Source organism: Corynebacterium sp. Marseille-P4611, assembly GCF_916618765.1.
In the GTDB taxonomy this organism is placed as follows: domain Bacteria; phylum Actinomycetota; class Actinomycetes; order Mycobacteriales; family Mycobacteriaceae; genus Corynebacterium; species Corynebacterium marquesiae.
Genome location: NZ_CAKAKD010000001.1, coordinates 812941 through 831537 on the forward strand (window position 1 = coordinate 812941; position 18597 = coordinate 831537).

Below are 18597 nucleotides of genomic sequence, written 5' to 3' on the forward strand. Positions count from 1 at the left end.
TGCGGCCGCCTCCCTTGGAGGGGCCCTGTTCTTGGTTAGTCATCCCTGCCAATCGTAGTAGACTCTCACCCGTGAATTTTCAGGACACTCAGCTAATCGGCGTTCTTGCCCGCGCGGAATCCACCGTCTCCTCCCTCAGCAGCCTGCTGGGCGGACTGGTGGAGAAATTTGCCGCGCGGGGCTACTCGCTCTACCTCGTGGGCGGCTCTGTGCGCGATGCGCTTTTGGGTCGCTTGGGAAATGACCTGGACTTTACTACCCCGGCCCGCCCCGAGGTGGTCAAGGAGATCCTCGATGAGTGGGCCGAAACCGTGTGGGATACCGGCATAGACTTCGGTACCGTCTCCGCGGCCTACAAGGGCCAGCAGATTGAGATCACTACCTTCCGTTCCGATTCTTATGACGGCCAGTCCCGCAATCCTGAGGTGGTTTACGGTGACACCTTGGAAGGCGATCTTGTCCGGCGCGACTTCAAGGCCAATGCGATGGCCATTGAGCTGCTTGCCGACGCCTCCTTTAAGTTCCACGATCCCCTCCACGGCCTCCAAGACATAGCTGACCGGGTGCTCGATACCCCGGATAAGCCGGAGATCTCCTTCCATGATGATCCGCTCCGCATGCTGCGTGCGGCTCGGTTTGCCTCCCAGCTAGAATTTCGCGTGGCCGATCGCGTCGTGGAGGCCATGCGGGATATGGCTGGCGAGATCCAGCGCATCACCGTCGAGCGCGTGCAGGTGGAGCTGGATAAGCTCATCTGCGGCACGGCCCCGTGGGATGGCATTGATCTACTGGTATCTACGGGAATCGCGGACTATATCTTCCCGGAGATCCCCGCGCTACGCATGACCGCGGACGAACACGCGCAGCACAAGGACGTCTATGCCCACTCGCTCAAGGTGCTAAGCCAGGCCATGGATCAAGAGGAAGATGGTCCTGATCTTGTCCTGCGCTGGGCGGCGCTGCTGCACGATATTGGCAAGCCGGATACCTTTGATAACACCGATGGCAAGGTCTCCTTCCACCACCACGAGGTGGTAGGCGCCAAGCTCGCCCGCAAGCGCCTGCGGAAGTTGAAATACCCCAAGGCCACCACGGAGTCCATCGGCCAGTTGGTTTATTTGCACATGCGCTTCCATGGGTTTGGGGAAAATCAGTGGACTGATTCCGCCGTGCGCCGCTATGTCACCGACGCCGGCGATCTCCTTCCCCGATTGCACAAGCTGGTGCGCGCCGATTGCACCACCCGCAATGCCAAGAAGGCCCGTCGCCTCCAGCGCACCTACGATCAGCTGGAAGAGCGCATCGAAGAGATCGGCCGCAAGGAGGACCTGGCGCGCGTGCGTCCAGACCTCGACGGCAACGAGATCATGGAGATCTTAGGCCTCCAGCCCGGCCCTGAGGTGGGCCAGGCGTGGTCCTATCTCAAGGAGCTGCGCCTCGAGCATGGACCCCTCGAGCGCGAGGACGCGATTGCGAAGTTGCGCGAGTGGTGGGATTCTAAACAGTGATGTTTGCCGATAGTTTATTCAACGCCCTCGAGCGCAATGACCCCGCCCCCGGCCAGCTGCTCATCGCCGCTCCGGGCATGCTTTCGCCGGAATTCGCCCGTTCCGTCATTCTCGTCATTGAGCACAATGACATGATGACCTTCGGCGTGGATCTGACCAAGCGCTCCGAGGTGGCGATTTTCAATGTGCTGCCAGAATGGCTTCCCGTTGTGGCCAAGCCGCAGGCGCTGTACATCGGCGGCCCGCTCAATCAGCAATCCGTCGTAGGGCTCGCGCAGACCAACCAGGGCGTCGATCCGGACAAGCACGACCGACTCACCCGCCTCGCCCCGCGCCTCGCGCATGTGGATCTGCGCGCGGAGCCGGAAGAGATAGAGCCCTTGGTCTCGGGTATGCGCATGTTTGCCGGCTACGCCGAGTGGGGCCCGGGCCAGCTAGAAGAGGAAATCGAGGCCGGCGAATGGTTCGTCTCCCCTGCCCTGGCCCAAGACGTTATTACGCCGGGCCCGGCCGACCTCTGGTCCGATGTTATGAAGCGCCAACCCATGCCGTTGCCGTTGTACTCCACCTATCCTGTCAACGTGGAAGACAATTAATTCCTATCGAGCTGCAGGCAGTGGGCTACACTAGCCCGCATGCGTGAGGATATTGCACAAGGCTTGCGGGATACCTGGGCCGCCGCCATCGGCCTTATTCCCCTCGGCCTAGCCTTCGGCCTGCTCATGGTCCAATCTGGCTTCAGTTGGTGGTGGACGCCTATTTTCTCCATCGTCATTTACGCCGGCTCGATGGAGTTCCTCGCCATTTCCATGGTCACCGGCGGCGCCACAGCCGTGGCTTCTCTAGTCACCGGTTTCATGGTGAACTTCCGCCATATTTTCTATGGCCTCACCTTTCCCCGCCACCGCATTCGCTCGCGCCTAGGCAGGGCTTATTCCACCTATGCGCTTACCGACGAAACCTATGCCATCGTCTCCTCCCTCCCCACCGATGACCGCCCGACCGGGGCCCGGATCCTCACCATCCAAATTTTTTGTCAGGCCCTGTGGGTAGGCGGTGGCATTGTCGGTGCTCTCGCCGGCCAGGTCATTCCCTCTACCGTGCAGGGCATGGAATTCGCCCTAGTGGCGCTGTTCGTCGTGCTGGCTATGGATTCCTTCCGCAATAACCAGGACCTTTCTTTACCCCTAAGCGCGGCGATGGTGGGGATCCTCGCGGCCGCCTTCGCCCCTGGACAACTCCTCATGGTGGCTCTCAGCGTCTACTTCATCCTGCTCATTATTCGGTACCTCTCCCCACGCGTTGATGCCACTTTCAGCTTGCGTAGGCGAGGCGACCTTAAGCGAACCCGGGAGGAGTGCTAAATGCCCGCTGGAGTTACCCTTGCTTCCATCGCGGCCGTCCTGGTTCCCATCGGCCTAATCACCGTTGTACTTCGCCAACTTCCTTTCTCCTTTGTGAAATGGATGAAGGATAGTCAGTTCTTTTCTTTGCTCGGCATGATGATGCCTGTCGGCGTGATGACTATTTTGGTGGTGTATACCGTCCACGGGCAGGCCGACGCCCCCGGTGGTATCTGGGCGGCTCTCCCTGGTGTGGTGGTCACCTTCCTGCTTCACCTGTGGAAGCGGGACTCAGCGCTGTCCATCTTCGGCGGAACCGCCTTCTATATGCTCCTCGTCAACGTAGTCTTTTAGCCCTTGCGACTCTTATAGGCCGAACTTGGCGGTGGCTTCGGACCACAGGGCATCGAACCGAGACTGGTCCACGTACTGCGCGCTAATGTCCGGAAAATCATCATAGGTATCCGGGTGAGGGACAACCTCTTGCGGCTGATCTACGTTGCCCGTGGAACTAGTTGGTGTCGCTACCCCGACGATGGCATCCGAGGGATCCAGTGCAATCATGCGCACCATGCGGCAGCTGCTTGCATCGCGCTCTTCCATTTCCGCCATGTGGATCGCTGAGCCCACGCCGGGCACGTTCAGTTCGGTTCGTACGTACAGGTAGTTCGTCATGGCTTTCAAGTGTAGCTACGTGCTAGGACGCTGTGCGTAGCGGGCCGCTAGCCACGAGCACATCATCAGCTGAACCTGGTGATAAATCATCAACGGGAGGATGAGTAGGCCAAGGGATGCGCCGCCAGAAGCGAAGATTACCGACGCCATTGGCAGTCCCGTGGCTAAAGACTTTTTCGATCCACAGAACTCGATTGCAATGGTGTCGGCGCGATTGAATCCCATTTTTTGGCTTGCCTTTCTGGTGAGCCACAGCATGAAGGCGACGAAGGCAGCAGCGAACACAACTAGGAAAGCCAGATCCCACAGGGAAATAGAGGACCAAATTCCGTCCACCACACCCTTAGAAAAAGCGGAATATACCACCATTGCGATTGAGCCGCGGTCCACGACTTTAGTGGCCTTGCTTTGCGCAATCTTCCCCACCCAGCGCCGAGTAAGCTGACCTAAAACAAATGGCGCCAACAACAGCAGGGCGATTTCGCCGAATACTGACGTATCGATGTGAACTTCTCCCCCAGTTCCCATCAGGAGCATGACGAGCAATGGAGTGATGATTACTCCCACCAAGTTTGAGGCGGAAGCCGATATGATTGCACCCGCCACGTTTCCTTTCGCGATTGAGGTGAAGGCAACCGAAGACTGCACCGTGGATGGAACCAGCGTGAGGAATAAGATGCCCAGGTACATGTCGTGCGATATGACAGCGGTGAGTGGGCGCAGAGCTATGCCTATAAGCGGGTAAACCACAAAGGTGAAAGCGAGAATTGTGAGGTGTAGCCGCCAATGCTTGAGTCCGTTGAGGGCTTCTTGAGTGGAAAGCCTCGCGCCATACAAGAAGAAGAGTAGCGCGATGGCCACGTTTGTTAATTGGCCGAATATGTCGGCAAAGCTCCCGCGGGCTGGTGCAATGATCGCAATGATGACCGCCAGGATAATGAGGACGATAAGCGGGTCGGGCTTTTTCAAACGCTGCAGCATGCTAAGAGTTTAAACCCTATTCGTCATCACATGCTGCAGATGCTCGGGCCAAGAAAACACAACCCGTGTAGTTTCACGTGAAACCACACGGGAAATGCACTTTAGGCCGTGGTGACGTTAGAGCCGTCTTGTTTAACTTCGTATTCTTCCAATGGATCGCGCCCCGGGCCGGAGATTACGCTTCCATCGCTGAGATTGTAGGAAGTGTTGTGTGCCGTGCAAGTGGCCGTCATGCCATCAATCTCGGTGATTGGATTGTGTTGGTGGGGGCAAGTTTGGGAGTAGGCCTTAAACTCCCCTTCCTTGGGCTGGGTGAAGATTACGCCATCGACAATCTTCGCGGAGCCAATCGGAATCTCGGTTGCCGCAATTTCTGCGGACGGAGAGGAGCCACAGGCCGCGGCGTAGGCGCCTGCAAATGTGGTGGCGGTTCCAAGTAAGAACATTCGACGGGAGCACTTGATCATGCTTCTACTCTAGCCCGTTGGTCTTGCGTATTGTGCCGTTCCCGTTTGTCCGGTTGGAATTAAAGTTTCACGTGAAACACTGTAGTTAGTTAGCTAGGAGTCCTTCCCAAGTTTCCGGAGAGCCTTCAGAAGTAGCGACAAGTTCATAGGTGCCAGACTCGATGCCTAAATCATTTACGATGCTCTGCGCAGACTGTTGTTCGTGTGCTTCTGCTACAGACGTCGTCGCCTTGTGGTCTTGCTCGGCGTACGTGCCGATGACAAAAGTTGAAGCGGCGATGGCAGCCAGGGCGGTACTTTTCTTCATGCACTATATTCTGCCCTTCAGGGGGCTGGTTGTGCTCTTGCCTGTCAGGGTTTCATGGCAGCTTTACGTAACCTCTACCCTCTCTCGCAGGAATCGCAATGGTGCAGTGAATCAACTATAGAGTTATTCAAGTATGGGTTAATTCCAGACCGTGGTTTGGATTAAAATATTGACAGTTACTAAAAACGGGCAAACAGCTGTCCTAATTAATAAAGTCACTGTGACTAACCGGAAGTGTGTAGCGATAACTCACTACGAAAGGTATAGCTACAAAAATTCCCCTTCTGGACGGAAGATGAATCTTTCTCCAGAAGGGGTAGATTGCGCAGCGGTGCGTGGTTACTTGTCGGATTCGCGAGCGGCGTGACGGAGTGCGTCGACATCAACCTGGGGGGCGGATGCTGCGGAGGCCTCTTCCCCACCGCAACCGTCGGAACCACAATTACAGGATTCTCCACAACCCTCCTCATCCGCGTGTGCTTGTTCGTAGAGGAACGCGGCACGTGAGCCGAGATTAGAACCGATGGAGAGGGCTAGAACAGCGGCCACAAAGGTAAGAACCGGGATGAGCCACATCCAGCCTTGAGAGCGGAGCGCGACGATGCCGCCAAAAACTAGACAGACACCGCTAAGGATCCAGAATGGCCCGGCGACGCGATGGGCATTGTCCCATGCTTCGCGGGATTTGCGGATTTCCTGCAGGCGTAAACCGATATAACTATTTCCAGGCAGGCGCTTGGTCGAGGCCAAGGCTCCCACGATGATGAGGAAGACGGCGAGGATTAAAAAGATGATTCCCACAGCGATCATGTATTCAGTTTAACCTTGTAGCGCCAGGATAAAAATCGTGGCTGGGGTGAGTGTTCTGGCTAAGTCTTCTGTCGGGTAGTATGCCTTTAAGGTCGATCGATAGATATTGAATCGACTATTGCCTCTATACCGCGCTGTTTCACCCTGGAACCTTTACCAAGGGGCGAAACACCCAATTTGAATGTAAGTACATGAATCTCAAGAAACTCTCGGAATCCCTATTATTCCGCATCATCGTCGCCATCATCCTTGGCGTGGTGGTGAGCCAATTCGCGCCCGAATGGTTTGGCCGCGTATTCGCCACCTTCAATGGACTCTTTAGTAACTTCCTCAATTTCTTTATTCCGGTCCTCATCTTCGCGCTTATCGCCCCGTCGATTGCTGCTCTGGGGCGGGGAGCCGGAAAATGGCTGGGTGTTACTGCAGGCATTGCCTACGGCTCAACGATTGTTGCGGGTCTTCTTGCCTACGTACTTGCGCACTGGCTCTACCCCACCATGCTCAGCGGTCAGGATCTGATTACAAATGTCTCCGATATTGATGAGGGCGCACTTACTCCGTACTTCGAGGTGGAAATGGCGCCGCCTTTTGAGGTTATGACGGCTCTCTTGTTGTCATTCTGCATCGGTGTAGCGATGACTACAGTGAAGTCCGATACCTTGTATGCGGTGACAAAGGAATTGGAGAGCGTAGTAGTCAAGGTCATTTGGGGCTTTGTAGTGCCAATTCTGCCCTTCTATATCTTCGGCATGTTCTTGGGCTTGGGCATGAATGGCAATTTGGGCTCAGTGCTCTCGGCCTTCGCCAAAGTGCTGATCCTGGCGGTTGTTATGACTCTGGTCTATCTGGTGCTCCAGTACATTATCGCGGGTGCAATTACTGGCAAGAATCCTTTCAAAGCACTGCGCAATATGTTTCCGGCATATTTCACCGCACTGGGAACCTCTTCTTCTGCCGCCACCATCCCGGTGTCTATGGAGTCCACCTTGAAGAACGGCATTTCGAAGCCGGTGGCAAGCTTCGTTATCCCGCTGTGTGCGACCATTCACCTCTCTGGTTCCATGATTAAGCTGACGCTCTATGCCTTTGCGATTGTGTACATGGCGAACCTGGATATTAGTACGAGCACCGGCCTTGGTTTCATCTTCCTATTGGGAATTATGATGATCGCGGCACCAGGCGTGCCTGGCGGCGCAGTCATGGTCGCAGCTGGACTACTGGCGGACATGATGGGCTTTGACGATGGCATGGTGGCGCTAATGATCGCGGCCTACATCGCCATTGACTCGGTCGGCACTGCTGCCAACGTTACTGGCGACGGCGCCATTGCGATGATCGTGGACAAGTTCGCGGGCTCCAAAAAGGACCACACTGAAGAGGAATCTGCAGAAGCAACCGCGTAGAGGCTTTTTATAGCGAACCCTCCTCAGCTGCCGAGAGCTGAGGAGGGTTCTTCGCGTCTTCAGGACTACTTCCTAGTTGCCGCCTTCATGCGAGTTACGTATTCGGCGAGTTCTTTATGCAAGGCTTTCGCATCGGAAATGCGTCCTGGGGTTCCTTCCACAATTTTGCCCTCCGCGTCTGTTTCACGTGAAACGTGCCGATCAATAATCTTGGTAATTGCGGATCCTGTAATGGCTCCCGCTGCCCCAGCGGCGACGGCATCGCGCACGTGTTCAGGCTCGGAAATGCCGAACCCGAGCAGTACCGGTGGTCCGTCGAACTTTTTGATGTTGGCGACGACTTCTTCGAGACCAATAGTTTCTGATTTCTTTTCGGCACCCGTAACTCCATCGCGCGAAACTGCGTAGATATATCCCCGCGAGCTTTGAGCGACGCCCTCGAGGGTGTGCGAAGTAGCGCGGGCCGGGGCGATGAAGATTGGATCAATACCGGCCTTTTCTGCTGCGGTGATGAATGGAGCACCTTCGCGCACGGGGACGTCGGGAAGCAAAATGCTATCCGCGCCCGCCTCTGCAAATTCCGCGTAGAAGCGGTCGAATCCTCGAGTGAACGCCACATTGCCGTAGATGAGCATGCCGATGGGAAGCTCGGGAAATTCCGCGCGGATTGTTCGCACCTGTTCTAAGGCAGAATCTACGGTGGAGCCGCCGTCAAGCGCGCGAAGGTGGGAGGCCTGAATGGTGGGGCCGTCAGCCACTGGGTCAGAAAATGGAACGCCGAGCTCCAATGCATCGGCTCCGGCCGCGACGACCGTTCGCACGATGGCCAACGTGTGCTCTGGCGTGGGGTCGCCCAACATAAGGAATGGGACGAAAGCGCCCTCTCCCCTGTTGTGTAGTGAGCGGAATAGGTCTTCGTATCGGGTGCTCATTAATTCTTCTCCTGCAGTTTGAATTCTGGGTGGGCCTCAAGGGTGTGGCGAACGTGGTCGATATCCTTGTCTCCGCGGCCGGACAGGGAGACCAAGATGGTGATGTCCTCGTCCTTGCGTTTCAGGGCGTAGGCCAACGCGTGAGAGGATTCGAGGGCTGGAATGATGCCTTCCTTAGTGGAAAGAAGCTGGAACGCCTCCAGTGCTTCGGTGTCAGTAATGCCGACATATTGTGCGCGGCCGCTAGCGTGAAGGTGCGCGTGCTGCGGCCCTACACCCGGGTAGTCCAGCCCGGCGGAAATTGAATAGGATTCCTCCACTTGGCCGTCCGCGTTGCGCATGAGATAGCTGCGCGCGCCGTGGAGGATGCCAACGGTACCGTTGTTGATGGTGGCACCGTGCTTGCCGGAGTCCAGCCCTTCACCACCGGGTTCGGCGCCGACGAGTTCCACTTCCTCTTCGTCAATAAAGTCTGCGAACATGCCGATTGCATTGGAGCCGCCTCCGACACACGCTACGACTACATCCGGCAGGCCACCGGTGCGCTCAAGCATTTGTGCTTTAGCCTCTTCAGAGATGACCTTGTGGAACTCTCGGACGATGGTTGGGAATGGATGGGGTCCGGCCGCGGTACCGAGGAGATAGTGGGATTCATGGAAGGTGGCGGTCCAATCACGGAGGGCTTCATTCACTGCGTCCTTAAGAGTTCCGGATCCGGTGTCGACGGCGACGACCTTCGCGCCCATCAGCTCCATACGGAATACGTTTGGCTGCTGGCGCTCCACGTCTTTCGCACCCATGTAGACCACACACTCAAGATCCAGCAATGCGCAAGCGAGTGCAGTAGCGGTGCCGTGCTGGCCCGCTCCGGTCTCCGCAATAATGCGTGTCTTCCCCATCCGCTTTGCCAGCAGTGCCTGACCAAGAACCTGGTTCGTCTTGTGTGCTCCACCGTGTACGAGGTCTTCCCGCTTGAGGAAGATGCGCGCTTTACCCCCGAGGTTCCTCGCCTCTGTAATTGGTGTGGGACGGCCGAGATAGTCACGCAATAGCGCGCTTAGCTCTTCGCGAAATGCGGGGTCGTTTTGTGCGTCGACAAAGGCCTTCTCAAGTTGGTCGAGCGCCGGGATGAGGGATTCGGGGACGAACTGTCCGCCGAATTCGCCAAAATATGCCGGAAGGAGCGTTTCACGTGAAACTGTCATCGTTCTCTTCTTTCTATGGGTGTGTAGTTTCGGATGGTGCTAAAGGCTTGGGCGATTAACGAGGCGTCCTTGCGCCCAGGCGCATATTCCAGACCGGAATTGAGGTCGAGTCCCTTCGTGCCGATCGACAACGCCTCTTCGAGGTTGTCTAGCCGGAGCCCGCCGGCGAGGAGAGCCTTGTCCTTCACTTCAGGGGGAATCGTTCGCCATTCAAAAGTGGTTCCTGTCCCGCCACTGCCGGAGTCGAGGACAAGAGCGTCTGCCTCTGGCGCTAGGTCCAGTGTCAAGGCAGCGAAGTCAGGGTTATTCATGTCGATGGCCCGCCAAAGGTGAAGACCGTCAGCGACGCCGCGTACATCTCGAACGAATTCCAGCTCTGCTTCCCTACTGCCTTGGAATGGGGCGTGGAGCTGGAGAACTTTGAGGCCGGGAATCCCGGCTAGGCTCCGTAGCGTTTCCACATCCGTAGACCGCGTCACGGCCACGTACTCCAACTCTGGTTCCGCGGAAATGATGCTTTGTGCGGTTTCACGTGAAACACTGCGGGGCGAATCCGGCGCGAAGATGAGCCCCCCGTAACGGGCTCCAGCAGCGCGGGCCGCTTGTGCGGAAGAGGCGGTAGTAAGGCCGCATACTTTATTGGCACCATAGACGAGGTCGCGCGCCGCCCGATCGATGTCCTCCTGGGAGGTGAGCTGGGAGCCTACAAGGAAAGCATGAGCGTGGGCTCCTAACCGGCGGACGGTGGCATTATCGCGGATTCCAGATTCGGAAACGATCACCTTTCCGTCTGGAACATGGCGGGCTAGGCGTTCGGTGCGGCCCAGGTCGATGCTGAGATCGTGGAGGTTGCGGTTGTTAATGCCGATGATATCGACGCCAAATTTCACTGCGCGATCCACTTCGTCCTCGGTGATGGCTTCAGTCAAGACGTCTAGGCAGAGTTCGTCCGCCAGTGCTTTGAGCTCACCGTAGGTGTCATCGTCCACGATAGACATCATGAGCAAGATGGCATCGGCGCCGTAATAGCGCGCGGCATATACCTGGATGGGATCGACAATAAACTCCTTGCACAGCACCGGCACATGGGTGGATAGCGCGACGGTCTGCAAGTGGTCGTAGTCGCCGCCAAAACGATCGGGCTCGCACAACACCGAGATGGCGGAGGCATAGCGAGAGTAGATCCGGGCAATATCGCCCGGGCGATAGTCCTCGCGAATTTTGCCAAGGGACGGCGAGGCAGACTTGCACTCCATGATGAAGCGGTTGGTGCCACGGAGGGCGTCGGCAAGCGAACGCTCCGAGCGTGGCACGCTAGCCAGGTCCACGTGGGACAGGCGCTCCCGGAGTGCAGGCAGGTGAGTGCGGCGCTGGGTGACGATCTCCTCGAGCACCGTGGGTAAAGTATTCTCTGACATTAACTCTCCTCCCCTATTGCATAGTTGGCGCTCTCGTGAAGGGTGAGCCACTGTTCAACAGTGCCGCTGCCGATCAGTTCCTTGGCGTGAGTGACTCCCGCTGCGATAGTCTCCGTGGTCCCGTTGAGGTAAAATATCGCGCCGGCGGTGGCGGCAATGGCGTCACAATGGGCGGGCTCGCCACGGCCGGCAAAAACCGCACGGAGGGCTTGGGCATTCGCGGCGCCGTCGCCGCCTGCAAGGTCCGTCAGCTCGTGGCGCTTGATGCCGAGGTCTTCCGGAGTGAGCTCGTAAGAGGCAATCTCGCCGTCCTTGAGCTCCCAGACCTGTGTCGTGCCGTGGGTAGCGATCTCATCCGTTCCAGCACCATGGACGACTAAGGCGCGCTCTCGGCCGAGCTCTCGAAAGACTTCCGCGATGAGTTGGCCTTGGGCTGGGTTTGCGATGCCCATAATTTGCAGTGACGGGCGTCCTGGGGACAGGAGGGGTCCTAGTGTATTGAAGATGGTGGGGATACCTAGCGCCTTGCGCACCGGTTGTACGTGGGCGACCGCTGGGTTGTAGGCTGGGGCGAATAGGAACGTGAAGTTGGAAGCTTTAAATTGGCGCACTGCTCGGGCAGCGTCTAGGTCCAGTGGAATATTCAGGGCTTCGAGGACATCGGCCGATCCGGACTTAGAAGAGACCGAGCGGTTGCCATGTTTGATCATCCTCACTCCCCCGGCGGCGGCAACGAGGGAGGCGCCCGTAGTGATATTGATGGTATTCGCGCCATCGCCACCAGTGCCGGCCGAATCCATGAGTCCTTCTCCGGTGAGGGGGAATGGATAGCCCACCTTCAAGAATGCTTTGGCCGCCCCGGCAATGTCTGCGAAGGTCTCGCCGCGGGTGCGGATATGGGTAAGCAGCGCCGCGATATGAATATCGTCATAGTCGCCCACGGCCAAGGGAGTAAATACCTCCATGGCTTCTTCGATGGTGGGCTGAGGGTTATTCAGGAAGGCTTGCAAGGTACGTAGGGGTGTGTGATTCATTTTTAATGCTCCGTATCCATAGTGGTGTGCATACATAGTTGACTAATGCAACGCTCAAGCATGAGCGGGCCGCGGGGCGTGAGGATGGACTCGGGGTGGAACTGCACGCCGAAGGCCCTACCATCGTCCGTTTCGGCCGCCATGGCTACCTCTCCGATGTCCGTGGATGTACGCGCGAGACAACGCATCCCCCGAGGGAGGTCCGTACATCCAAGCGAGTGATAGCGCGCCACCGGAACTTGCGTACCAAGGTGACCCGGTTGGTCCGGCTCAGTATCGGTGGCAAGGCCCTGAAAGACGGGGTGCATAACGCCGGCCTCGGTCAGGGTCATCGGGATGGACTTCCCGTGCACGGGGCCGCACGGTTCGACCGAACCGCCGTGGTGCTCGAGTAGTGCTTGGAAGCCGAGGCATACGCCAAGGATCGGGGTGGTGCCTAGGGTGGCGTCGATAAGTTTCATCATGCAGCCGGCGTCCCGTGGATGACCGGGGCCCGGGGAAAGCACAATAATGTCGGGTTGTGCGCGCAGCACGTCGTGAACCGCTACGGTATTGCGAAACACGGTGGTATCGAACCCAGCAAGGGCATCGACGAGGTTGTAGACAAAAGAATCGTGGTTATCTAGCAGGACAATATGCGGCGAGCTCATCGCTGTACCTCCAACTCGGCTCCGTGTGCAATGGCGATGGCATGGAGTACGGCGTAGGCCTTATGCACCGTTTCATCGGCCTCGGCTTGCGGCACGGAATCCTTGACCACTCCGGCGCCGGCTTGCACCACTGCGGTTCCGTCCTGGACGTAGGCCGAGCGGATGACGATGCAGTTATCCATGGCTCCATCGCCGCGCAGGTATCCCACCGCCCCGCCATAGGAGCCGCGGCGCTTTCCCTCCGTGCGGCGCACCAGTTCGGTGGCGTGCAGTTTGGGAGCTCCGGTGAGCGTTCCCATGTTCATGCACGCACGGTAGGCATCGAGCGCATCGAAGTCCGGGTGGAGCGTCGCCGTGACACGGGAGACCAAGTGCATGACCCGCGAGTAGCGGTCAACGTGCAGGAGTTCTGCTACCTGGCGGCTGCGGGGCACGGCCACGCGAGCGAGGTCATTGCGTGCAAGATCGACCAGCATCGTGTGTTCCGCAACCTCTTTTTGGTCTGTACGCATGTCCAGCTCGTTGCGGATATCCAGTTCATGGTTGATGCTGCCATCCGGGTTGAGCCCGCGCGGCCGGGTTCCCGCGATGGGATAGAGCTGGACCTGCCTATCTTCTGGCGTGAATTTGAGGTTTGATTCCGGCGAGGCGCCGAAGAGCTCATAGGAGGCACCACGGACGTAGAACATATAGGGCGAGGGGTTGGTCTCGCGCAGTGCCCGGTAGGCAGCCAGGGCGTTGGGGCATTCCACGGTGAAGGCGCGCGCGGGCACTACTTGGTAGATATCACCGGCGTGAATATTGCCTTTAAGCTTGTCGACGTCCGCCCTAAACCCTGCATCATCCACATCGGCCACCGCCCGGATCCTTTCCTTTTGCGGCGCCGTGAAACGAGCAGCCACCGGCAGTGAGGCAAGATAATCCAACTCTTCCCGCAGGCGCTTGTCGTCGATGTCCCAGCCTTCTAGGTGCGCAGTCCCTTGCAGGTGGTCCACTGCGAGGACCGTTTGGGCTACCAAGAATTCGTAGTCCGGGTAGGTGTTGGCCCCGGGGTTAACCTCGGGCAGTTCCTCAAAAGTAGCGAGGTAGTCATAAGCGAATCCACCCCCAAGGAACGGCAATATTGGAGAGGAATAGTTGGCTTCTAATTGCAGGAACCGCAAAATATCGGCGGTAGATTCGGCAAGAAGCCGCTCCCGCTCGTCGGGCTGTGTGGACAGCGAGAATTCGAAAACCGCGGCGGTAGTTTCACGTGAAACTAGGCGATGGTGGAACCGGTCCTCGAGGGAAGGAAGGAGCGTCTCCCCTGCCTCCGTGAGGGCGCGTACCTCTACCCTCTGGCCGTGGCATGTTACTTTCAGGGCGGCCCTGAGGACCGCGAGGCAATTGAGATTCTTCTTTGTCTCAATGTCCGCGCTTTCGAGAAGTAGGGAGTCGTGCGGTTGTGCGAGGGCGTCAAAGATTGCGGCCGCATCGCTGCCGTAGGAGATGTCGCGAGTGGCGGTGTATGGCATTGCAGTGCCCTTTCGATGGGTGTGGGGAACGGGGAAACGGATAGGAAGCTTCCGCGAGCAGAGGCACTAAAACGCCAAAAGGCCCGCAGAATGCGAGCCTAAAAATGGGATGTGGAATAAGGCCCGCGGGTTACGCGCGCCACCACCAAGCAGTAGTCATCTTCTTCATAACGGTCATACTAACCTAGATTTCTATAGCCTGTCAGGTAATCGATAAAAATATTCATCCTCTCCCACTATGCGCTTGTGCTTGGCGCCGGACCAAGAAAGCCAGCTAACGAATCGCGGTACTGTGGAGTGCATTCACGCAATGGAGAAAGGTGATGAATATGAGCATCGACCAGAAGGAACTACTAGCGAAGGTCCCCACTCAGCTTTTGATAGGCGGACAGTGGCGCGATGCGTCTTCCGGTGAGACCTTTGACGTAGAAAATCCGGCGACGGGCGCGACCATCGCCACGCTGTCGTCAGCGGATTCTGATGATGCGGTGGCTGCCCTCGATGCTGCCTGTGCGGTCCAAGATGAGTGGGCGCGCACCACCCCGCACGAGCGCGCCGATATACTCCGCCGCGCCTTTGAATTGGTACACGAGCGCGCCGATGAGTTCGCCACCCTGATGACCCTTGAAATGGGAAAGCCCTTTGCTGAGTCGCAAGGTGAGGTCACCTATGGTGCGGAATACTTGCGGTGGTTTAGTGAGGAAGCCACGCGCGATTATGGCCGCTACTCCCCCGTCCCGGAAGGTACCTTGCGCATGGTTACCCGCCGCAAGCCTGTGGGTCCGTGTCTATTGATTACTCCGTGGAACTTCCCCCTCGCCATGGCCACCCGAAAGGTTGCTCCGGCCGTTGCAGCGGGCTGCACCATGGTCCTGAAGCCGGCCAAGCTGACGCCGCTCACCACGCAGTACTTCGCACAAACCATGCTCGATGCCGGGCTGCCACAGGGCGTGCTCAATGTGGTCTCCGGCAGCTCCGCTTCGGCCATTTCGGAGCCCTTGCTTGCCGACGCCCGCTTGCGCAAGCTCTCCTTCACCGGTTCTACCCCAGTGGGCAAAATCCTCCTTAAGGGTGCCGCGGATAATGTCTTGCGCACCTCTATGGAGCTTGGCGGTAATGCACCGTTCATTGTTTTCGAGGATGCGGATATTGACCAAGCGGTTGCGGGAGCCATGGGCGCGAAGATGCGCAATATTGGCGAGGCCTGCACTGCGGCCAACCGCTTCTTGGTGCACGAGTCCGTGGCGGAGGAGTTTACGCAAAAGCTGGCAGCAGAGTTTGAGAAACTCGTCGTCGGTAATGGCATGGACGAAGGTGTGACGTGTGGTCCGCTGATTGAGGCTAAGGCACTCGACAATGTTGCATCCTTGGTTGAGGATGCGGTGGACAAGGGTGCGACCGTTGTCACCGGCGGCACCCGCGGCGAGGGCGCGGGTCACTTCTATGCGCCCACTATCCTGAGCAATGTTTCACGTGAAACTCGCGTCGCTCAGGAAGAAATTTTTGGACTGGTCGCGCCCATCCTAACCTTCAAGGATGAATCGGAAGCGCTAGAGATTGCGAACGATACGGATTACGGACTTGCCTCCTATGTATATACGGAGGATTCCGATCGCCTCTGGCGCGTTGCCGACGGCCTCGAGTTTGGGCTGATGGGATTCAATGCCGGTGTCATCTCCAATGCCGCTGCCCCATTCGGCGGCGTCAAGCACTCTGGTTTAGGACGCGAAGGCAGCGCTGAAGGTATTGAAGAATATACCTCGGTGCAGTACTTGGGTATTCGTGATCCTTATGCCGGCGCCTAGGATTCAAGAACTTTTCTTAAGCGCGAATAAGTCAACGCTACCTACCCAGTGCGTAGCATTTTCCAGTTCAAAGCGTAGCGATTGTCGGTAGCCGCCCGTGTACGGGCGGCGTCGGTAAGGGCCTGGAAAGCTTTTCAATTAACCTTTGCAGCCTGCGGGGCGTATAGTTCCTCTCCGTAAAATTTAATTTCTATTTCCTTCATCTGCGATGCGTGGCCTTATGGCCAGCGCGTGGAGAGGGAATTTTCTTTTTGTTATTTGGAGTGAGTATATGACGTCTACAGAATCTGCAGCGGCTAAGCCGCCGCTGATTACGCCTACGTTTGTCCTCGCGTGGGTGGCTAACTTTTGTCAGTTCTTGGTCTTCTACCTGTCCGTAACCACCATGGCCCTCTACGCGGTAGAGAGTTTCGGGGCATCAGATACCGTGGGTGGTTTCGCCTCCAGTGCCTTTGTTCTGGGCGCGACGTGCATGCGCGTGTTCTCCGGCTGGATCGTGGACCGCGTGGGCCACAAGAAGGCAGCCTTGACTTCACTGGTCTTCGTCACAGTTGTAGCTGTGGCGTACTTTTTTGCGCATAATGTTGCGGTCTTGATTATCGTGCGAATGGTGCACGGCGCGGGCTATGCCTTGACCTCTACCGCACTCATGGCGGTAGCGCAGTCCGTTATCCCGCACGAGCGCCGTGCGGAAGGCACCGGATACTTCGCCTTGGGCACTACCCTGGCAACCGCGTTCGGTCCAGCTATCGGCCTGTTCTTGGCCAATAACATCGGCTACACTACGCTATTTGCAGTCGCCCTTGGCGCAAATATCGTTTCCCTGATCCTGGCCTTGGTGCTGCGCTATCCGGCCGAGGTTTCCTCCGAAAAGCCGGCCTTTAGGCTGCGCAATGCCGTACACCCCAACGTGGTTCCCATCGGTCTATTCATGCTCCTAGTCGGCATCGCCTACTCCGGCGTGGTTACCTACCTCAACGCCTACGCACGCAAGGAAGACCTAGCCACCGGCGCAGGGCTGTTCTTTATTGGCTATGCGGTCACGATGCTCATCATGCGCTTCGTCTTGGGGCGCATCCAGGACCATAAGGGTGATAATGCCGTGATGTACCTCGGCTTGGCCGCCTTTGTCGTGGCGCTGCTGCTCATGGGCTTCCCCACCAATGACGTCATGCTGGTGGTTGCGGGCGCCTGCACCGGTTTGGGCTTCGGCACCCTCAGCCCCGCCTGCCAAGCCATCTCCGTGCGCTCGGTGCCTGCCGCGCAAATGGGCGCGGGCATCTCCACCATGTTCCTGCTCATGGACCTCGGCATTGGCCTGGCTCCATTCGGCCTGGGCCCCATCGTTGCGGCAACGGGCTTCGACACGATGTATCTTATTCTCGCGGGCCTCGTGGTTATCGCCGCTATCTACTACTTCTTTGTGCACGGCCGCTTCCCTAAGGCGAAGGGGCACTATCTGAGCTTTGAAAAGGGCGAGTAGCACAGTTACACTCCCCTACTTCGCACTTAGCATGTAAAGCACGCCAGCACTCAGTGCTGGCGTGTTTTTGTTATGCGCGCACTCCGGGCGAGAAGACTGTGCTGGACTCTTGGCAAGCTAAACGTCGTGACGTGGCCTGCGGTTCCGGAAGTAGAGTATGCGTCTAGACTCGCTGTGCAGGGATGTGCCGACTAACGGTCCCGGTCCCTACTGTGGGCCTCTGCGGCTTCCCATAACGCCGAGTACAAGCCACGGGTGGCCTGGCCTGCAGGCCTAGGGCGGGGCAATGACGAGCCCGATATGAGGACGCGGGACGGGCGGATATCTTTCGAGCACTGCCGAAATTGATGGGAACGCTTAAGAGGTTGGGGCGGTGGGCAGCGAAGCTTATGCGCACCTTGATGGCGGACTATAAGTGCTTGTGTAACTAGGTGCGAAGCGAGTTCTGTTGGTGCGTGGGCAGGCAGCCAGCATCGATAACGCGCCGGGCCAGGGCGCGGTCGCCCATCTTGGCGGCAAAGGCCATGCGCATGGTGATGCCGTGGCTGGGTGGGGTATCCAGCTCGATGGCGTCGCCGGGGCGAATGCGGCCGGGGGAAATGATGCGCAGGTAGGTGCCGCAGTCACCACGCGCGGTCCAGCGCTTGAGCCAGCCGCGCTCCCCTAGCCAGCCGGCGAAGGTGGCACATGGTTGGCGGGGCACGGATACCTCAAGCACGGCGGTGCCAATGCGCACGCGCTGATTGATGAGCAGAGCAGAGAGATCGATGCCCCGCGTGGTGAGATTTTCGCCAAAGCCGCCGGAGGCCAGCGGGCGGGAAAGCTCGGATTGCCAGTAATCCAGTTCCTCGCGGGAGTAGGCGTAGACGGCTTTATCGTTGCCGCCGTGATGTTTGGTGTCACCAATTATATCGCCGCGCACCCCGGAACCATCGCCATAATGGGGTCCGGGTGCTGCCAGCTCGATGAAATCCTGCGGCTTTTTGTCGATGCCCGAGAACTCATGCCGCCCGCTCGGGTCCGGCCGGCGGACGGCGACATTGGTGGAGATGACCTGCATGC

At 57.9% G+C, this 18597-nt stretch carries 19 protein-coding genes; 7 read left to right on the forward strand and 12 right to left on the reverse strand.

Annotation, left to right across the window (positions count from 1 at the left end):
• Positions 1–71 precede the first annotated feature (71 nt).
• The 4 genes from LG376_RS04090 to LG376_RS04105 are packed head-to-tail and all read left to right on the forward strand — an operon-like array spanning position 72 to position 3205.
• A complete protein-coding gene (locus LG376_RS04090) occupies positions 72–1508 on the forward strand; it encodes a CCA tRNA nucleotidyltransferase (protein WP_005325864.1) in 1437 nt (478 codons plus the stop codon).
• Positions 1508–2104, forward strand: a complete 597-nt coding sequence (locus LG376_RS04095) for a YqgE/AlgH family protein (RefSeq protein ID WP_225746229.1) — start codon at positions 1508–1510, stop codon at positions 2102–2104. Before LG376_RS04090 ends, LG376_RS04095 begins: the two co-directional genes overlap by 1 nt.
• Before the next feature lie 39 nt (positions 2105–2143).
• Positions 2144–2872, forward strand: coding sequence for an AzlC family ABC transporter permease (locus LG376_RS04100; RefSeq protein WP_225746230.1), 729 nt, complete (start codon positions 2144–2146; stop codon positions 2870–2872).
• Positions 2873–3205 carry a branched-chain amino acid transporter permease gene (locus LG376_RS04105; protein WP_198492256.1) on the forward strand — a complete coding sequence of 111 codons (333 nt, stop codon included), beginning with the start codon at positions 2873–2875 and terminating at the stop codon, positions 3203–3205.
• Positions 3206–3217: 12 nt separating this feature from the next.
• Here the strand turns inward: LG376_RS04105 and LG376_RS04110 are convergent, their stop codons facing one another.
• The 5 genes from LG376_RS04110 to LG376_RS04130 form a co-directional block, all read right to left on the reverse strand.
• Positions 3218–3526, reverse strand: coding sequence for a hypothetical protein (locus LG376_RS04110; protein ID WP_034667948.1), 309 nt, complete (start codon positions 3524–3526; stop codon positions 3218–3220).
• 15 nt (positions 3527–3541) lie between these two features.
• Entirely contained in the window at positions 3542–4507 is a 966-nt protein-coding gene (locus LG376_RS04115; RefSeq protein ID WP_225746231.1) for a bile acid:sodium symporter family protein, read from the reverse strand.
• Between the two features lie 101 nt (positions 4508–4608).
• Complete coding sequence (locus LG376_RS04120; protein WP_005326925.1) at positions 4609–4974, reverse strand: Rieske 2Fe-2S domain-containing protein; 366 nt, start codon at positions 4972–4974, stop codon at positions 4609–4611.
• Positions 4975–5059: 85 nt separating this feature from the next.
• Complete coding sequence (locus LG376_RS04125; protein ID WP_225746232.1) at positions 5060–5281, reverse strand: hypothetical protein; 222 nt, start codon at positions 5279–5281, stop codon at positions 5060–5062.
• Between the two features lie 339 nt (positions 5282–5620).
• On the reverse strand, positions 5621–6091 hold the full coding sequence (locus LG376_RS04130) for an SdpI family protein (RefSeq protein WP_225746233.1): 471 nt from the start codon (positions 6089–6091) through the stop codon (positions 5621–5623).
• Between the two features lie 191 nt (positions 6092–6282).
• Here LG376_RS04130 and LG376_RS04135 point away from each other — a divergent pair, with 191 nt between their 5' ends.
• Complete coding sequence (locus LG376_RS04135; protein ID WP_225746234.1) at positions 6283–7494, forward strand: dicarboxylate/amino acid:cation symporter; 1212 nt, start codon at positions 6283–6285, stop codon at positions 7492–7494.
• Positions 7495–7559: 65 nt separating this feature from the next.
• On the opposite strand, the gene trpA is transcribed toward LG376_RS04135, so the two are convergent.
• The 6 genes from trpA to LG376_RS04165 are packed head-to-tail and all read right to left on the reverse strand — an operon-like array spanning position 7560 to position 14247.
• Positions 7560–8426 (reverse strand): tryptophan synthase subunit alpha, encoded by an 867-nt coding sequence (gene trpA / locus LG376_RS04140; protein WP_225746235.1) that lies wholly within the window; start codon positions 8424–8426, stop codon positions 7560–7562.
• Positions 8426–9631 carry a tryptophan synthase subunit beta gene (trpB, locus tag LG376_RS04145; protein WP_225746236.1) on the reverse strand — a complete coding sequence of 402 codons (1206 nt, stop codon included), beginning with the start codon at positions 9629–9631 and terminating at the stop codon, positions 8426–8428. The genes trpA and trpB overlap by 1 nt, the downstream gene beginning before the upstream one ends.
• Positions 9628–11049, reverse strand: a complete 1422-nt coding sequence (trpCF, locus tag LG376_RS04150; protein ID WP_225746237.1) for a bifunctional indole-3-glycerol-phosphate synthase TrpC/phosphoribosylanthranilate isomerase TrpF — start codon at positions 11047–11049, stop codon at positions 9628–9630. Before trpCF ends, trpB begins: the two co-directional genes overlap by 4 nt.
• Entirely contained in the window at positions 11049–12083 is a 1035-nt protein-coding gene (gene trpD / locus LG376_RS04155) for an anthranilate phosphoribosyltransferase (protein WP_225746238.1), read from the reverse strand. The genes trpCF and trpD overlap by 1 nt, the downstream gene beginning before the upstream one ends.
• Positions 12084–12085: 2 nt before the next feature.
• Positions 12086–12733: an anthranilate synthase component II gene (locus tag LG376_RS04160; RefSeq protein WP_225746239.1), complete on the reverse strand. Its 648-nt coding sequence runs from the start codon at positions 12731–12733 to the stop codon at positions 12086–12088.
• The gene (locus tag LG376_RS04165) at positions 12730–14247 is read right to left on the reverse strand and encodes an anthranilate synthase component 1 (protein WP_225746240.1); all 1518 of its coding nucleotides are present in this window, start codon (positions 14245–14247) and stop codon (positions 12730–12732) included. Before LG376_RS04165 ends, LG376_RS04160 begins: the two co-directional genes overlap by 4 nt.
• 323 nt (positions 14248–14570) lie before the next feature.
• Here LG376_RS04165 and LG376_RS04170 point away from each other — a divergent pair, with 323 nt between their 5' ends.
• Together LG376_RS04170 and LG376_RS04175 are read left to right on the forward strand one after the other, a co-directional pair.
• Positions 14571–16052 carry an NAD-dependent succinate-semialdehyde dehydrogenase gene (locus LG376_RS04170; RefSeq protein ID WP_370633337.1) on the forward strand — a complete coding sequence of 494 codons (1482 nt, stop codon included), beginning with the start codon at positions 14571–14573 and terminating at the stop codon, positions 16050–16052.
• A 271-nt stretch (positions 16053–16323) separates the two neighbouring features.
• Positions 16324–17535, forward strand: coding sequence for an MFS transporter (locus LG376_RS04175; RefSeq protein ID WP_225746242.1), 1212 nt, complete (start codon positions 16324–16326; stop codon positions 17533–17535).
• A gap of 427 nt (positions 17536–17962) precedes the next feature.
• Here LG376_RS04175 and LG376_RS04180 read toward each other — a convergent pair whose 3' ends face one another.
• Positions 17963–18595: an MOSC domain-containing protein gene (locus tag LG376_RS04180; RefSeq protein WP_225746243.1), complete on the reverse strand. Its 633-nt coding sequence runs from the start codon at positions 18593–18595 to the stop codon at positions 17963–17965.
• Between the last annotated feature and the right edge of the window lie 2 nt (positions 18596–18597).

Coding starts and splice junctions, on each gene's coding strand:
- LG376_RS04120 (WP_005326925.1), bottom strand. CDS start 4,974: ATGATCAAGTGCTCCCGTCGAATGTTCTTACTTGGAACCGCCACCACA.
- LG376_RS04175 (WP_225746242.1), top strand. CDS start 16,324: ATGACGTCTACAGAATCTGCAGCGGCTAAGCCGCCGCTGATTACGCCT.
- LG376_RS04115 (WP_225746231.1), bottom strand. CDS start 4,507: ATGCTGCAGCGTTTGAAAAAGCCCGACCCGCTTATCGTCCTCATTATC.
- LG376_RS04180 (WP_225746243.1), bottom strand. CDS start 18,595: ATGCAGGTCATCTCCACCAATGTCGCCGTCCGCCGGCCGGACCCGAGC.
- LG376_RS04135 (WP_225746234.1), top strand. CDS start 6,283: ATGAATCTCAAGAAACTCTCGGAATCCCTATTATTCCGCATCATCGTC.
- LG376_RS04100 (WP_225746230.1), top strand. CDS start 2,144: ATGCGTGAGGATATTGCACAAGGCTTGCGGGATACCTGGGCCGCCGCC.
- LG376_RS04125 (WP_225746232.1), bottom strand. CDS start 5,281: ATGAAGAAAAGTACCGCCCTGGCTGCCATCGCCGCTTCAACTTTTGTC.
- trpB (WP_225746236.1), bottom strand. CDS start 9,631: ATGACAGTTTCACGTGAAACGCTCCTTCCGGCATATTTTGGCGAATTC.
- LG376_RS04095 (WP_225746229.1), top strand. CDS start 1,508: ATGTTTGCCGATAGTTTATTCAACGCCCTCGAGCGCAATGACCCCGCC.
- LG376_RS04130 (WP_225746233.1), bottom strand. CDS start 6,091: ATGATCGCTGTGGGAATCATCTTTTTAATCCTCGCCGTCTTCCTCATC.
- trpD (WP_225746238.1), bottom strand. CDS start 12,083: ATGAATCACACACCCCTACGTACCTTGCAAGCCTTCCTGAATAACCCT.
- LG376_RS04165 (WP_225746240.1), bottom strand. CDS start 14,247: ATGCCATACACCGCCACTCGCGACATCTCCTACGGCAGCGATGCGGCC.
- LG376_RS04110 (WP_034667948.1), bottom strand. CDS start 3,526: ATGACGAACTACCTGTACGTACGAACCGAACTGAACGTGCCCGGCGTG.
- LG376_RS04170 (WP_370633337.1), top strand. CDS start 14,571: ATGAATATGAGCATCGACCAGAAGGAACTACTAGCGAAGGTCCCCACT.
- LG376_RS04105 (WP_198492256.1), top strand. CDS start 2,873: ATGCCCGCTGGAGTTACCCTTGCTTCCATCGCGGCCGTCCTGGTTCCC.
- trpCF (WP_225746237.1), bottom strand. CDS start 11,049: ATGTCAGAGAATACTTTACCCACGGTGCTCGAGGAGATCGTCACCCAG.
- LG376_RS04160 (WP_225746239.1), bottom strand. CDS start 12,733: ATGAGCTCGCCGCATATTGTCCTGCTAGATAACCACGATTCTTTTGTC.
- trpA (WP_225746235.1), bottom strand. CDS start 8,426: ATGAGCACCCGATACGAAGACCTATTCCGCTCACTACACAACAGGGGA.